The organism is Poseidonocella sp. HB161398 (assembly GCF_005870025.1).
Taxonomy (GTDB): domain Bacteria; phylum Pseudomonadota; class Alphaproteobacteria; order Rhodobacterales; family Rhodobacteraceae; genus Mangrovicoccus.
Genome location: NZ_VATA01000025.1, coordinates 1 through 14,054, shown reverse-complemented (window position 1 = coordinate 14,054; position 14,054 = coordinate 1). Strand labels below are relative to the sequence as shown.

General features: G+C 71.0%; 11 protein-coding genes and 2 pseudogenes. 3 read left to right on the top strand and 10 right to left on the bottom strand.

Going from position 1 to position 14,054, the window contains the following annotated elements; translation table 11 throughout:
• Window positions 1-285: 285 nt before the first annotated feature.
• The 10 genes from FGX59_RS38780 to FGX59_RS19140 form a co-directional block, all read right to left on the bottom strand.
• Window positions 286-2,244: an FAD-dependent oxidoreductase gene (locus FGX59_RS38780; RefSeq protein ID WP_138468746.1), complete on the bottom strand. Its 1,959-nt coding sequence runs from the start codon at window positions 2,242-2,244 to the stop codon at window positions 286-288.
• A gap of 3 nt (window positions 2,245-2,247) precedes the next feature.
• Window positions 2,248-3,405 carry an FAD-binding oxidoreductase gene (locus FGX59_RS19180; RefSeq protein ID WP_138468745.1) on the bottom strand — a complete coding sequence of 386 codons (1,158 nt, stop codon included), beginning with the start codon at window positions 3,403-3,405 and terminating at the stop codon, window positions 2,248-2,250.
• A complete protein-coding gene (locus FGX59_RS19175; protein WP_138468744.1) occupies window positions 3,402-5,630 on the bottom strand; it encodes a GMC family oxidoreductase in 2,229 nt (742 codons plus the stop codon). Before FGX59_RS19175 ends, FGX59_RS19180 begins: the two co-directional genes overlap by 4 nt.
• Complete coding sequence (locus tag FGX59_RS19170) at window positions 5,627-6,403, bottom strand: amino acid ABC transporter ATP-binding protein (RefSeq protein ID WP_138468743.1); 777 nt, start codon at window positions 6,401-6,403, stop codon at window positions 5,627-5,629. Before FGX59_RS19170 ends, FGX59_RS19175 begins: the two co-directional genes overlap by 4 nt.
• A complete protein-coding gene (locus tag FGX59_RS19165; protein WP_171060720.1) occupies window positions 6,400-7,065 on the bottom strand; it encodes an amino acid ABC transporter permease in 666 nt (221 codons plus the stop codon). The genes FGX59_RS19170 and FGX59_RS19165 overlap by 4 nt, the downstream gene beginning before the upstream one ends.
• Before the next feature lies 1 nt (window position 7,066).
• On the bottom strand, window positions 7,067-7,732 hold the full coding sequence (locus tag FGX59_RS19160) for an amino acid ABC transporter permease (protein ID WP_171060719.1): 666 nt from the start codon (window positions 7,730-7,732) through the stop codon (window positions 7,067-7,069).
• Between the two features lie 5 nt (window positions 7,733-7,737).
• Window positions 7,738-8,616, bottom strand: coding sequence for an ABC transporter substrate-binding protein (locus FGX59_RS19155; RefSeq protein WP_171060718.1), 879 nt, complete (start codon window positions 8,614-8,616; stop codon window positions 7,738-7,740).
• 92 nt (window positions 8,617-8,708) lie between these two features.
• The gene (locus FGX59_RS19150; protein ID WP_171060717.1) at window positions 8,709-9,434 is read right to left on the bottom strand and encodes a tripartite tricarboxylate transporter substrate-binding protein; all 726 of its coding nucleotides are present in this window, start codon (window positions 9,432-9,434) and stop codon (window positions 8,709-8,711) included.
• Between the two features lie 347 nt (window positions 9,435-9,781).
• Window positions 9,782-10,522 (bottom strand): GntR family transcriptional regulator, encoded by a 741-nt coding sequence (locus FGX59_RS19145; protein ID WP_138468738.1) that lies wholly within the window; start codon window positions 10,520-10,522, stop codon window positions 9,782-9,784.
• Window positions 10,523-10,655: 133 nt separating this feature from the next.
• A complete protein-coding gene (locus FGX59_RS19140) occupies window positions 10,656-11,519 on the bottom strand; it encodes an EamA family transporter (RefSeq protein ID WP_138468737.1) in 864 nt (287 codons plus the stop codon).
• Window positions 11,520-11,598: 79 nt separating this feature from the next.
• Here FGX59_RS19140 and FGX59_RS19135 point away from each other — a divergent pair, with 79 nt between their 5' ends.
• The 3 genes and pseudogenes from FGX59_RS19135 to FGX59_RS19125 all read left to right on the top strand — a co-directional run bounded on the left by FGX59_RS19135 (window position 11,599) and on the right by FGX59_RS19125 (window position 13,240).
• A complete protein-coding gene (locus FGX59_RS19135; RefSeq protein WP_138468736.1) occupies window positions 11,599-12,102 on the top strand; it encodes a MarR family winged helix-turn-helix transcriptional regulator in 504 nt (167 codons plus the stop codon).
• Window positions 12,103-12,164: 62 nt separating this feature from the next.
• Window positions 12,165-12,275: pseudogene (locus FGX59_RS19130) on the top strand (IS5/IS1182 family transposase); the annotation flags it as partial.
• 2 nt (window positions 12,276-12,277) lie between these two features.
• Window positions 12,278-13,240: pseudogene (locus FGX59_RS19125) on the top strand (IS110 family transposase).
• Window positions 13,241-14,054: the final 814 nt, after the last annotated feature.

The following is a 14,054-nucleotide window of genomic DNA, read 5'->3' as shown; positions in this document are numbered from 1 at the left end:
CGGCGCCTTCGGCATCGCTGGATGGGATGGCGCGGCGGGACACGCCTGCTGCCGGCCGGGCGGAAGTAAGGAGACCGCCTGCGCGAGACGCTTTGCGATGGCATGCGCCGGGGCAGGCCGGGATGCTCCGGCGTCCGGCCCCGTGCGGCGCCGCGGCCGCAGAGCCGCGTGGCACGGGACCGTCTTCCGGCGCCGAAGGCCCTCCGACGCGGCATCTGGGGCCCCTGGCCGGTCCTGTCGCCGGTGGACCGGGGGGCCGCGGGCAGCCTGCCCGGAGCGGGGCGGTCATGCCCGCGCCCCCGCCTCGTGGCCTTCGAGGATCGCCGCCTCGGCGTCCCGCGGGGCATAGGCGTCGCCGATCACCTCGAAAGGGATGCCGAGCGCGGCAAGATCGGCGGCAAGCCCGTTCCGCGGCAGGCCGGGCAGGGCGGCGACGAGGCTGTCGGCGGCCAGCCGCGCGGTCTCGGTCCGGGTCATCACGTTGTGGAAGACGACATCGCCGTCCTCGGCGCGCAGCGGCGTCACGGTCGGCAGGAAGCGCACCCCGGCGGCGAGGCATTCGCGCTGGAAATAGGTCAGGTTCTGGATTTCCAGGTTCTGCCCGGCATGGAAGGCCGCGGTGGACAGCGTCACCTCGTGCCCCGACTGCGCGAGGCTCAGCGCCAGCGCAAGCGCCGGGGCGCGGTTCATCTCGTCATGGACCAGCACGCGGCGCCCGAGCCTGCCGCCGCCCTCCGACCAGTCGGCGACCGCTTCGTCGAGCGTCAGGATCAGGTCCCCGGCGGCGCCGGGCAGCGCATAGGGCCGGGGCAGCGCGCCGGTGGCGAGGATCGCGCGGTCCGGCGCCGCCGCCGCGATCAGCGCGCGGTCGGCCATGGTGCCGGTGCGGATCGCCACGCCCGTCCGCGCCAGCTCCGCCGCCTTGAAGCCCGTCAGCCGCGCCCATTCGCTGCGCCCCACGGGGCGGCGGGCAAGCTCCAGCCGCCCGCCAAGCGCCGCGGCCGCCTCGACCAGCGTGACGCGGTGGCCGCGGGCCGCGGCGGTGATCGCCGCCTCCATCCCCGCGGGGCCGCCGCCGATCACCAGGATCGCCTTCGGGCTAGCGGCCGGGACCGGCGCGGCGAGCGCCGCCTCGCGCCCGGTCGCCGGATTGCCGAGGCAGCTGATCGCCCGGCCGCGGTAGAGCCGCCCGAAGCAGGCCTGCTCGCAGGCGATGCAGGGGACGATCCGCTCCGGCGTTCCCTCCCGCGCCTTCCGCGGCAGATGCGGATCGGCGATCAGCGCGCGGGCCATCCCGGCCATGTCGGCATCGCCCGCGGCCAGCATCTCCTCGGCGAATTCGGCGGTATGGATGCGCGTGCCATGGATCACCGGCACGTCGACGCGGGCCTTGATCGCGCGCGCGACGGAGCGGAACGGCCCGGGCGGCAGGCCCATCGGCGGCTCGTGCAGCATGTTCGACACCAGGTTGCCGTCGGTCCCGGCGGAGACATCGACATAGTCGAGCGCGCCCGCCGCAACCAGCATCGGCACGATCTCGGCCATCTCGCCGGCCTCGAGCCCGCCCGGGACCAGCTCGTCGCCCGAGCAGCGGATGCCCAAGGGCACCTCCGGCCCGATCCGGTCGCGCACGGCGGCGAGGATCTCCATCGCGAAGCGCGCGCGGCCCTCCCGGCTGCCGCCATAGCCGTCGCCGCGGCGGTTGGTCAGCGGCGAGAGGAACTGCTGGACGAGGAGCCCGTGGCCGCAATGCACCTCGATCCCGTCGAGCCCGGCGGCGACGCAGCGCGCGGCGGCGGCGGCATGGGCCTCGACCAGCTCGGCGATCTCGGCCGCGGTCATCTCATGGGCGACCTCGCCGTATTTCTCCTCGTATCCGGGCGAGGCGGACCAGAGCGGCACGGGCCGGGCCGAAGTGGCGAAGCCCATATGCGACAGGTAGCCGAAGACCTTCGTGCCGTGGCGCTGCACCGCCCGGGCCAGCCGCGAGAGCCCGGGGATGATGCGGTCGTCGTAATTGCACAGCAGCCCGGTGATCCCCGGCGAGGACGGGTGCACCTGCTGCGAGCCCAGCATGATGAGCCCGGCGCCGCCTTTCGCGCGCTCCTCGTAATAGGCGATCATCTGGTCGTTCGGCGTGCCGTCGGTGGGCATGCCCGTGCCGTGGCCGGTCAGCACGACGCGGTTCATGATCTCGCAGGTCCCGAGGCGGATCGGCGCCATCAGGTGCGGGAAGCCGGCCATGGCTCAGGCGACCTCCAGGATCGGCTCGGCGCGGAAGGCGGCGAGCTGCGCGGCATCGGGGGCGAGGCGGCCGGGCGCGAAGGGGGCCAGAAGCGGCTCGGCCCCGTCGCGCAGATCGCGGGCGACGAGCGCGCCCACCGCCGGGCAGATCTGGAAGCCGTGGTTCGAGAAGCCGCAGGCCAGGTAGAGCCCGGGCCGCGACCGTCCGATGAAGGGATCGCCGTCGATCGACTGCGCCTCTGTCCCGGCCCATTGATGCACCAGCCTGTGGCGGGCGAGACGCGGCAGGATGGCGGCGGCCCCGGCCCATTGCTTCGCGGCATGGGCGTCGAGCGGCGCGGTCTCCTGCCCGCGTCCCGTCGGCCGCGCGAACCAGCGCCCGCCCATCATGAAGGCGCCGGAGCGGAGCTGCTTCAGCGACAGGTTGCGCCCGACGGCGGTCACGGTCGGGGCCAGCAGATCGCGCGGCGCGAGATCGGAAAGCAGCATCTGCAGCCCGCGCGCGCGGATCGGAAGGTCGAGGCCGAGCGGCGCGAGCAGCGCCTGCGTCCAGGCGCCGGCCGCCACGACGGTCGTCGCCGCCCTGAGCGTGGTGCCATCGGCAAAGGCGACGCCGGTGACGCGGTCTCCGTCGCGGAGCAGCGTCGCGGGCTGGCCGAAGCGCAGCTGGGCGCCGTCCTGTTCCGCGGCCTCGGCGAAGGCCCTGGCCACCCGGCCGGGATGGGCCTGGCCGTCGCCCGGGGTATAGGCGCCGAGAAGCGCCCGCGGCGTGATCTCCGGCGCGATCTCGCGGATCTGCGCGGCTTCCAGGCGCTCGATGGCAAGGCCGCCCGCGCGGTCGGCGGCGATCCTTGCCTCGATGGCGGCGCATTCCTCCCCGGTCTCGGCAAGGTGCAGATGGCCGCCGAAGCTCTCTTCCAGATCGGCGCCGAGCTCCGCGCCGAGGACGGGCCAGCGCGCGGCCGCCATCAGGGTCAGCGGCTGGTCGGCCGCGTGGCGGCCCTGGGACCTGAGCCCGCCGGCGCTGGCCCAGCTGGCCGAGGGGCGGCAGGCGGGACCGGCGGCGTCGATCAGCGCGACCCTGGCGCCGTCCCGGGCAAGATGCCAGGCGATGGCGCCGCCGGTGACGCCCGCGCCGATGACGATGACATCCGCGCTCATGCCAGTTCCTCCGTCGCGGCTGCGGCCAGATCGGCGACCACCGCCTCCGCCGCGCGCAGCGACAGGGCGAGGATGGTCAGCGCCGGGTTCACCGGGGGCAGGGAGACGAAGCTCGACCCGCCGACCACGGTCAGCCCGGGCGTGTCATGGACGCGGCCGAAGCCGTCGGTGACCGATGTGGCCGGGTCGTGCCCCATCCGCGTGCCCCCCGTGTCATGGGTGGAGATCGGCCCGGTCAGCGCCGGCCGCCGCCAGGTGCGGGTCGCGCCCATCTTGCGGGCGATCTCCTCGGCGCGGTCCTGCAGCCAGGGGATCATCCTTTCCTCGTTGCCGCCGATATCGAAGGTGATCCGCACCACCGGGCGGCCGAGATCGTCGGTCGCGCTGTCGTCGAGATCCAGACGGTTGTTCTGGCTGGGCAGGATCTCGGGATCGAGGAACAGCATCGAGATCGAGTTGTAGTTCGTCACGAAGAAGTCCCGCCAGGCGGCGCCCCAGCGCGGCACGTCCGGCGGCAGCACGCCGGAGGCCTCGATCGGCAGGTACTGGTTGAAGACCGCGATCCGCCCGCCGCGGATGAAGTCCTTGTCCGCGTGGTCGAAATGGTCGCAGGAGAGGTCGGCGATCGCCTGGGCCTGCGCGGTCGGGCCGATGAAGCGGTTGACCGGCTCGCCCTCGAAGACGGCATAGACCGAGGGCTGCTGCCGGGTCATGTAGTAGCGCCCGACCTGGCCCTGGTTGTTGCCGAGCCCGTCAGGGTGATCTGCGTCGCGCGACAGCAGCAGGAGCCGCGTGTTCTCGAACGCGTAGGTCGCGACGATCACCTGGCGGCCGGTCTGGACATGCTCGGCGCCGTCCTTCGTGCGGTAGCGCGCGCCCGTGGCGCGGCCCGCTTCGGTGACGATCTCGGTGACGCGGGCGCCGGTGACGATGGTCAGCAGGCCGGAGGCCAGCGCCTCGGGCAGGACGGTGTTCTGGGCCGAGGCCTTGGCATCCACATGGCAGCCGAAGCGCGAGCAGAAGCTGCAATAGGTGCAGGCATGGCGGCCCTTCCAGGGCGCGGTCAGGATCGCCGCGGGCAGCGCGAAGGGATGGTAGCCGAGCCCCTCGGCGGCCTCCGCGAAGCGCGCGCCGAGGCCCGAGCGGCGCAGCGCGGGCATCTCGTAGGGCGTCTTCCGCGGCGCCTCGAACGGGTTGCCGCGGCTGCGGCCATCCTCGCGCGGGCCGCCGGCATGGCCCGACACGCCGAGCAGCGCCTCGGCCTCGTCATAGAAGGGCTCCAGATCGCGGTAGCTCATCGGCCAGTCGGCCAGGGCGTGGCCCTCCGGCAGGCGGTCCTCGCCGTATTTGGCGACGGTCTTCGAGTGGATCTCGAAATCATCCTCGTAGAAGCGCATGGCGACGGCGCCCCAGGCGACGGAATTGCCGCCCAGCCGGGTCTCCAGCCCCTGGCTCATGCTCGCCGGGCGGGCGGGGCTGCCGGGGTTGAGCCGCCAGGTCGGCACCTCGGCATTGAATTTCTCGGTGCCGCCGAGATTGCGGAAGGCGGTGGCGGAGAGCTCGTCCATCGCATGCTCGCGCCCGGTGCGGGAGGAGCCGGCCTCGAGCATCACGACCCGCTTGCCCGCGCGGACGAGCTTCAGCGCCATGAAGCTGCCGACAAAGCCGCCGCCGACGATCACCACGTCGGCGCCCGCGATCGGCCCCGCGGCGGGCCGGGTCTGCGGCACGGCGTCGAGTCGGGCATCCTGCGACAGGGCCGCCATCGGCTGGGGCGCGCGCGCGACCTTGCGGCCGACCGTCTGCTCGATCTCCTCGAAGCCGTTCTGCGCGCCGGGAAAGCCGATCAGCGTCCAGCCGGCCATGCCGCGGTTGCCGCCATGGGCCGGGTCGCAGAACAGCCCCTCGCGCAGGTGCCGCCAGATCAGGTCGAAGGCGGAATGGCCCGCGGGCCTGGGCAGACCGGGCAGCGTGTCCGCCTCCAGCGCGGCGACCAGCCGGATCTGCCCGGGACCGTCGGCCTCGGCGAAGCCCGCAGCCGCCAGCGCGGCGAGCGTTTCGCGGTAGAGCGGCAGATGCGCGGCATAGGGACCGCCCAGGGCCGTGGCGACGTAGTCGGCCGCGCCGATCTCCACCGCGCCGGGCGTGCCGTCGCCGGGCGGGAAGATCCTGTCGAAGAGCGCGTCGAGGAGCAGGCGTTCGGTCGGGGTCAGCATGTCGGTCATCGGTCTTTTCTCAGCAGTCGGTGCAGGAAGGCCTGCGTGCGGGGCTCGGTCGGGCTGCGCAGGAGCTGGGCGGGGGGGCCGGTCTCGACGATCCTGCCCTGGTCGAAGAAGACGACGCGGTCGGCGGCCTCCTCGGCGAAATCCATCTCGTGGGTGACGACCAGCATGGTCATGCCGCCCTCGGCGAGCCGCTGCATCACCCGCAGCACCTCGCCCACCAGTTCGGGATCGAGCGCCGAGGTCGGCTCGTCGAAGAGCATGACCTTGGGCTGCATGGCGAGCGCGCGGGCGATGGCGACGCGCTGCTGCTGGCCGCCCGAGAGCTCGGCGGGAAAGGCGGTCTCGCGCCCCTCCAGCCCGACCTCGGCGAGCAGGCCCCTGGCGCGTTCGGAGGCCTCGTGCCGGGACAGGCCGCGCACGGCCATCGGCGCCTCGATCAGGTTCTGCAGCACGGTGAAATGCGGAAAGAGGTGGAAATGCTGGAAGACCATGCCGACCTCGGCGCGCTGGCGGCGCAGGTCGCGTTCGGACAGGCGGCGGGGGCCGCGCGGCCCCTCGGAAAAGCCCATCAGTCGGCCGTCGATCCAGACCTGGCCCGCATCGGGCGGGTCGAGATGGTTGATCGTGCGCAGGAGCGTCGACTTGCCGGAACCGGAGGCGCCGATGATCGCCACCACCTCGCCGGGCCTCACGTCGAGCGAGACGCCGTCGAGCGCGGCGAAGCTGCCATAGCGCTTGGTGACGGATTGCACGGAGACGATCGGCTGGGTCATGCGGCGGTCCTGTAGCGCAGCCGCAGATGCCGTTCCGCCAGCGCCTGCAGCAGCGCGAGCACGCCGTTCAGCGCCAGGTAGAAGGCGCCGGCGATCAGGAGGAAGACATAGGGCTGGTAGGTGATGGAGGAGGCGCGGGTCGCCTCGGCGGTCAGGTCGGCGACCGAGACCATGGAGGCCAGCGACGTGCCCTTCACCATGATGATCGCGCGGGTCATGTAGGGCGGGACCATCAGCGGCAGCGCCTGCGGAAGCAGGATGCGGCGGATCGCATGCGCCCGCGGCAGGCCGAGCGCGGCGGCGGCGGACAGCTGGCCCTTCGGCACGGCGGCGATGGCGCCGCGCATGTCCTCGCTCATATAGGCCGCGCCCATGGCGACGAGCCCGAGCGTGGCGGCGGTGAAGGGCTTCAGCCGGACGCCGAATTGCGGCAGCCCGTAGAACACGACATAGAGCACGATGAGCGCGGGCAGGAGCCGCACGGCATTGACCAGCAGCGAGAGCGGCAGCGCGGCCCAGCGGGGGCCGGTTTCGCGGATCAGCGCGATGGCAAGCGCGACCGGCGTGGCGAGGAGGAGCGTCCAGAAAGAGAGCTGGACGGTAATCCAGAAGCCCGAGACCAGGTTCGGCCAGTAGGGCGCGATGACGGACCAGGCGGGCATCTCAGCTCCGTGCCCGGCGCCGGGCCGACCAGCGCTCGCCCAGCATCTGCAGGATGAGGAGCGCCGCATCCATCAGCGCGTAGATCGCGGCGGCGACGATCAGCACCTCCATCGGGCGGAAGGTGACGACGAAGACCTTCTTGGCGGCCGAGGTCAGCTCGGGCACCGCGACGGCGGCGGCCAGCGCCGTGCCCTTCAGGATCTCGGTCGCGTGGGAGATATAGGGCGGCAGCGCGGCGGGGATGGTCTGGGGCAGGATGATCCGGAACAGCACCCGGCGGCGCGGCAGGCCGAGAGCGGCGGCGGCCTGCCACTGGCCCTTCGGCACGGAGGCGAGGCCCGAGGCGAAGACCTCGCCGAAATAGAAGGACATGTAGGCGGTCATCGCCAGGATCGCGGCCGGGAGCGGCGGCAGGGTCAGCCCCATCAGCGGCAGGCCGAAGAAGGCGAAGAACAGCAGCAGCAGCGGCGGGATGCCCCGGAAGATCCAGCTGGCCCCCGTCACCGCGCCGCGGAGCGCCGGCGAGGGGGCGCCGCGCATCAGCGCCACCAGAGCCCCGCCGGGCGTGGCCAGGACCAGCACCGCGAGCGTAAGTTCCAGCGTCACCGCCGCCCCTTTCAGGAGCGCCGGGAACACCGTGGGGATGGCGCTGAAATCCAGGGCCACGCCGGTCAGTACCCGATGCGGTTCAAGAGGTCGACTTCCGCGGTGGAGGTCGCGTACTTGCCGATCAGCGCCGAGAGCGAGCCGTCGGCGCGGTAGTTGCCGAGCATCGTGTTGACCGCGACCAGCAGGTCCGGCTCGTTGGGGTTGACGCAGAGGCTCTGCGGGAACACCTCGAGCGCGGGGCCGACCATGGCGAGCTGGTCCTTGACCGGGGATTCCTCCAGCGTGTTCAGCGCGTTCGAGAGGTTCATCACGATCACGCCGGCCTGGCCGTTCATCAGCCCCATCAAGCTTTCCTGCAGGCCGGGGAATTCGGCGGTCTCGGCCTCGGGCAGCGCCTTCTTGGCGCCCTCGAAGTAGATCTCGCCGCGCACGCCGCCCACGACCGCGTCGCCGACATCCTCGAAGGAGGTCACTCCGCTATCCTTGGTGGTGATGCCGACGGTGGCGTTCAGGCCGGTGGGCGAGGTCATCAGGAACTGGTCGGAGCCCAGCCGCTCGGGGTTCCACGAGGCGCCGTCGCAGGCCAGGTCGAAGCGGCCCGCCGCGAGCCCCGGCAGGATGCCCGCCCATTCGAGCTGCACGAACTCGATCTCCAGCCCCAGATCCTCGGCGAGCTTCTCGAAGAGCTCGACATAGGAGCCGGTCAGCTCGGAGGTCGCCGGGTCGACGAAGGTGCGGGGCGGCGAGGCGCCGGTGGTGCCGACGGTCAGCACGCCGTCCTTGATGAGGTTCTTCAGCGGCCAGGGCGCGGGATAGTTCTTCACCGGCTGCGGCGCGCCGATCGCCTGTTCGAAGGCCGTGGCGGCAGCATCCTGCGCCAGGGCCGGGACGGCGGCCAGCATCAGCGCCAGCGCCGAGGTCGCGAGACCTGTCTTGAGCATGTTGGTTCTCCTGTTGGCGGGGTGTCGCGGGCTTTTGCCCGTCTTCGTGGATCGTCTGCCCGGGTCCTGCCCGGGTCCTGTCCGGGACCGGGTCAGGCCGGAGCGGGCAGCAGCCCGGCCAGGCCGAGATGCTTTTCGTACCAGTCCCATTCGGTCTCGAGGAAATCGCGGAAGTCCCGGCCCGGCAGGAAGGCGTCCTCCTGGCCGTTGCGGGCGAGGTAGCTGCGCCAGGCGGTGCTGTCGCGGAGCCGCTCGAAATGCGCGTGCCAGGCGGCCTGCGCCTCTTCGGAAAGCCCGCCGGGCCCCATGATCCCGCGCCAGAGCTGGAAGCTGACCGGCAGCCCGGCCTCGCCCAGCGTCGGCACCTCGGGGAAGGCGGGGCGGCGCGCCCCGTCGAGCGCGGCGATCACGGTCATGGTGCCCGCCTCGACATGCGGCAGGATCTCGGCGGCGACGCCGACGCCCCAGTCGATGCGTCCCTCGATCAGCGCGTTCCAGACCGCGGGCTCGCTCTCGGTGACGATGAACTCGACATCCGCGCCGGTGCCGTCGGCGATGGCGAGCGCCAGAAGGTGGTTGATGCCGCCGAGGAAATAGCCGCCGGTGCGAGTGGTATTCTTCGTGATATGCTCAAGGAAGCGCCCGGCCTCCGCCCAGGGGGAGTCGGCGCGCGCGACCAGGAAGAAGCGGTCGGCGACCATCCGCGCGATGGGGGTCAGCTGGCGGTGGGTCAGCGCCATGCCGCGCAGCAGGGGCGCCTGGATGAAGACCGGGGTGCAGGTCGAGACCAGCCCCGGATCGCCTCGCCGTGTCTCCATGTAATGCATTGAATCTACGCCAGGATCATCGCCTTTCGGCATCAGGTCCAGGGGCGGTTCCCCGGGCATGGTCTCGGCCTGCGCGGCCCGCAGCGCCTCGGCCAGGACCGGCGGCGCGCTGCCTGCGGGACCATGGACGATGAGGGTTTTCCGGGGAGGGAGAGGCATTGGACGACCCGTGAAATATCTACCAGACTGAACTGATGTTGCGCCTGATATTTCACTCCGTCAATCCGGATAAAGTTCATCTGCCGCGCAAATTGCGGGCAGGGGCAGGGCGGGCTGCCTGCGGGAAAGCCAATCAGGAAGGGAGAGGGCGGGGCCGGCGCGGGCGGCCCCGGGCGCGGTCAGAGCCGGATGCTGCCGAATTGCCGCGAGGTGGCCAGGGCCTGGAACAGCCCCTGCCGGGTGACGTCGTTGTGGCGGATCATCAGCTCGCGCACCTTGGCGCGGTCGCGGGCGGCCAGCGCGTCGACGATCTCGACATGGTCGGCATTGGTCTCGTTGTTCACGTCGCGCAGCTGCGCGCCGAGATAGAAGAACCGCTCCAGCTCGGCGATCTGCCGGTTGAGGACGCCGTAGAGCCGCTCGTTGCGCGAGGCACGGGCGATCGCCAGGTGGAAGTCGCGGTTGGCGGCGATGAAGGCCTCGATCGTGGGCACCTCGTCCTTCTCGTAGGCGACGACGGCCAGTTCGCGCAGCTGGGCAAGCTCGTCTTCGGTGATCTGCTCGCAGGCGAGCTCGCCCGCGCCGGCCTCGAGGATGGTGCGCAGGTCGAAGAGCTCGTTCATGTCGCCGAAGGTGATCGGCGCGATCTGGTAGCCGCGGCGCGGGAAGGTCTGGACTAGATGCTCCTGGCGCAGCGCGGCCAGCGCCTCGCGGACCGGGGTCTTCGAGACCTCGAAGCGCTCGGCCAGCTCGGCCTCGGAGATTTCCTGCCCCGGTTCCAGGCGGCAGGAGAGGATGTCGGACTTCAGCCGCTGGTAGACCTGCTCGGTCAGGGACGGGGCCTTGCCCGGGCGCTTGGCGCCCTTCGCATCGGGTCCGCGCTTGCCGCCCGGGCGGGTGGTGCTGCCGCTGCCATCCATTCGCAATCTCCCTCGATGGCGGCCCGGCCGCGCCCCCCGGGGCGGCTGGTCGGCCGATCATGTGTGGTTCATCTGAAATCCTACTGATATATTAGAGATGCGGCCGCGTCTAGGGCCGTGTGGACCGCTCGGTCTAGCTGGCGGCGGCGCGCGGCCGAGCGGGGCGGCTGCCCAGCCAGACGCAGCCCAGCACCACGGCCGCCCCGGCGATCTGTGCCGGGCTCAGCGCCTGGCCGAGGATCGCCCAGCCCAGCAGCACCGCGGTCAGCGGGCTGAGGAAGCCGAAGCCGGTCACCGCCGCCGGGCCCAGCCGCTCGATCCCGCGGAACCAGAAGAAATAGGAGAAGGCGGCGCCGAAGAAGCCGAGCCAGAGGAAGCCGGCCAGATTGGCGGCGCTCAGCGGCGGCAGGGCAGGCTCGGCCAGAAGCGCGGCGGGCAGGAGCAGGAGGCCGCCCGCGGTCAGCTGCCAGGCGGTGAAGGTCAGGGCCGGGACCGGCGGCTGCCATTTGCGCGTCAGCACCACGCCCGCGGCCATCGACACTGCCCCGGCAAAGGCCGCGGCGATCCCGGTGGCATCGAGTTCCGCGCCCGGGCCGAGGACCAGCAGCGCCACGCCGCCGATCCCGGCGACGGCGGCGGCGAGGCTCTTCGGGCCCAGCGGCGTGCCGAGTGCGGCCCGCGCCAGCAGGAGCACGATCAGCGGCTGCACCGCCCCGAGCGTCGCCGCCACCCCGCCGGGCAGCCGGTAGGCCGCGATGAAGAGCGCCGCCCAGAAGATCGAGAAGTTCAGCGCGCCGAGCACGGCGAGTCGGCCGAGCCAGGCCAGGGGCGGCAGCTGCCGGGTCACCGCCATCAGCACCAGCCCCGCAGGCAGCGCCCGCAGCGCCGCATCGGTCAGCGGATAGCCCGGCGGCAGCAATTCGGTCGTGACGATATAGGTGCTGCCCCAGACAGCGGGCGCGCTGGCGGCAAGAAGGGCATCCGTGGTTCTGGACAAGGCGGGACTCCTTTTATCTTGACGTCGAGATAAACGGTTTTCTCTTGACGTCAAGATAAAATCCGGGCGATGCAGCGCCATGGACCAGGTCGACCGGATATTGGCGCAATGGCGCCGCGAGCGCCCCGATCTCGAGACCGGGCCGATGGGCACGCTGGGGCGGATGAAGCGCCTGCATGACCATCTGGCCGGGGCGATGGAGGCGGTCTACCGCGCTCACGGGCTGAACGCGGCCAGCTTCGACGTGCTGGCGACGCTGCGCCGGGCGGGGCCGCCCCATGCGCTGAGCCCCTCCGAGCTGATGCACTGGACGATGGTCACCTCGGGGACGATGACCAACCGGCTCGACCGGCTGGAGGCGGCCGGGCTGATCGAGCGGCGGCGCAACCCCGAGGACGGGCGCGGCTCGGTCGTGGCGCTGACCCGGGCGGGGCGGGAGAAGATCGACGCCGCCGTGACCGACCATGTCGCCGGGCAGCACCGGCTGACGGCGGCGCTGCCGCCGGAGCTGCGGGCGGGGTTCGATGCCGCGCTGGCCGCCTGGCTCGCCGCGTTCGAGCCTGCGGAGGATGGCGAGGGCTAGGCTCAGGCCCCATTGATTTCAGATGCGTGAGATGATTCACCGCGCCAAAACAGAGCGGTGACATGTCTGGTCTCTTTTGGCTGAGCGATGCGCAGATGGCGCGCCTCGCGCCCTGCTTCCCGAAGTCCCACGGCAAGCCTCGCGTCGATGATCGTCGCGTGTTGAGCGGGATTGCGTGCTCACCGAGCATGGCAAGATCGTCAGGGAGGTGGAAGTGGCCAGCGAACCGGAACCGCTGATCACATTGCTCAGGGACCTGGAGGGAACGACCGAGGCGATCGGTCTCGAAGCTGGTCCGCTATCGCAATGGCTGCACCGTGCGATGAAGAAGACCGGCCTGCCTGCCGTCCCGATGGAAACCCGGCAGGTGAAGGGCGCACTCAAGGCCATGCCCATCAAGACCGACAGGCGCGATGCGGAAGGGATCGCGCGCCTGCTGCACCTCGGCTGGTTCCGACCGGTCCACTGCAAGTCGGTCTCTGCTCAGGAGGTGCGCGCAATTTTGGCGGCGCGCAAGGCCATCCAGGGGAACATGATCGCCTTGGAGATGTCCCTGCGCGGGCTGCTTGGGAACTTCGGGCTCAAGGTGGGCGCCATCTCGCGCGGCAGGTTCGAGGCGCGGATCCGGGAGCTGGTGGCAGGCAACATGATGCTCGACGCCGCAGCAGAACCCATGCTGCGCGTTCGAGCGGCCTTGCGCCAGGAACTGGCAGGGCTGGAGAAGCTGGTCCGACAGATGGCTTCCGAAGAGCCCGTTTGCCTGCGCTTGATGACCATGCCGGGCGTTGGAGCCGTCGTCGCACTTAACCTCCCGATCCGCCGTCGATGACCCGTCGCGCTTCCGTTCTTCGAAGAATGTCGGTCCTTGGGTTGGTCCAACGCCCTCTCCCAGTCAGTCTGGAGAGCGGGATGTATCAGGCGGCATCACCAAAGCCGGGGATGTGAACCTGAGGCGTGCCCTGTGTCAGGCTGCTACGGTCATGCTGAAGCGCGGGCGCGGACATGGGCATCCCATGTTGCCAGACGCCGCGGACGGAAACGCGCGATGGTTGCCCTAGCTCGCCGTATTTCTGTCGTGTTGCATCGCATGTGGATCGACGGATCGACCTTCAGGATGGGGGCTGCGCCGACCAATTGAGCCTGACCGCTTCGCCTGCCTGATTGTAGGCTCACGAGGTCCCGAAGGGACGCGGTTCCGGTGATGTCGGGGTCTGGACCGTCGCCAGCCACGCTGAGCACTCCAATGAAATGGGCACGCCGGAACTGCATCGAACCAGCATCATGTCGGCAGCCCTCGCGGCTGACCACGGACCGAAGCATGTTCCCCGAGGATCTCACGAAAGAGCCGCGAGACGTCGAGCGGATCGACCGAGCAGGAATACCCCGACGGCGGGGCCAAATCGCTTGACCGAAATCGCTTGACCGACGGGGACCCGTTACCGAAGTCCTGAGCCTAGAGGCCTGCGGAAAAAGGCCCCTTGGGCGTCATCGTGGAGGAAATACTTCCGGATTTGGTCAAGGCTTCTCCCTGAATACGGAATTCTAGCTGCCCGCAGGCCCATCTTTCCAGGCTTTCGCCCAAGCTCCGGGACCAGACAGGCTTTTGCAGCACCCTGCAGAAAGGCCGTCTGTCGCGGTTGCGCGGCGGGCCGGACGGCGAAGCTGTTTCCGCTGGGCGGCGTCGGACGGATGTCCCGGCCTTGCAGCGTGTCGGCGGCGTGCCGGCGCTTGCGCTGCCGGGGGCCGGACGAATGAATGCCGGGGCGGCCGGAGAGAGGGCCGCCCCGGCGCGCCGCCGGGAGGAAAAGGGGAGGGCGGCGCACCGGACAGGGCGAGGGGCGCCCTGCCCGGAACCGGGCGAGGCCCCGGCTTTCGCCGGGGCGGGTCTGTCAGCGGTTGTTTGCCTTGCGCCAGGCCTCGAAGAGGGGCAGGTACTTCTCTTCGTTGACGCG

Bases quoted from the DNA above. Each gene is read 5' to 3' on its own strand.
- FGX59_RS38780 (WP_138468746.1), bottom strand. From the start codon at position 2,244: ATGGCCGGCTTCCCGCACCTGATGGCGCCGATCCGCCTCGGGACCTGC.
- FGX59_RS19180 (WP_138468745.1), bottom strand. From the start codon at position 3,405: ATGAGCGCGGATGTCATCGTCATCGGCGCGGGCGTCACCGGCGGCGCC.
- FGX59_RS19175 (WP_138468744.1), bottom strand. From the start codon at position 5,630: ATGACCGACATGCTGACCCCGACCGAACGCCTGCTCCTCGACGCGCTC.
- FGX59_RS19170 (WP_138468743.1), bottom strand. From the start codon at position 6,403: ATGACCCAGCCGATCGTCTCCGTGCAATCCGTCACCAAGCGCTATGGC.
- FGX59_RS19165 (WP_171060720.1), bottom strand. From the start codon at position 7,065: ATGCCCGCCTGGTCCGTCATCGCGCCCTACTGGCCGAACCTGGTCTCG.
- FGX59_RS19155 (WP_171060718.1), bottom strand. From the start codon at position 8,616: ATGCTCAAGACAGGTCTCGCGACCTCGGCGCTGGCGCTGATGCTGGCC.
- FGX59_RS19150 (WP_171060717.1), bottom strand. From the start codon at position 9,434: ATGGAGACACGGCGAGGCGATCCGGGGCTGGTCTCGACCTGCACCCCG.
- FGX59_RS19145 (WP_138468738.1), bottom strand. From the start codon at position 10,522: ATGGATGGCAGCGGCAGCACCACCCGCCCGGGCGGCAAGCGCGGACCC.
- FGX59_RS19135 (WP_138468736.1), top strand. From the start codon at position 11,599: ATGGACCAGGTCGACCGGATATTGGCGCAATGGCGCCGCGAGCGCCCC.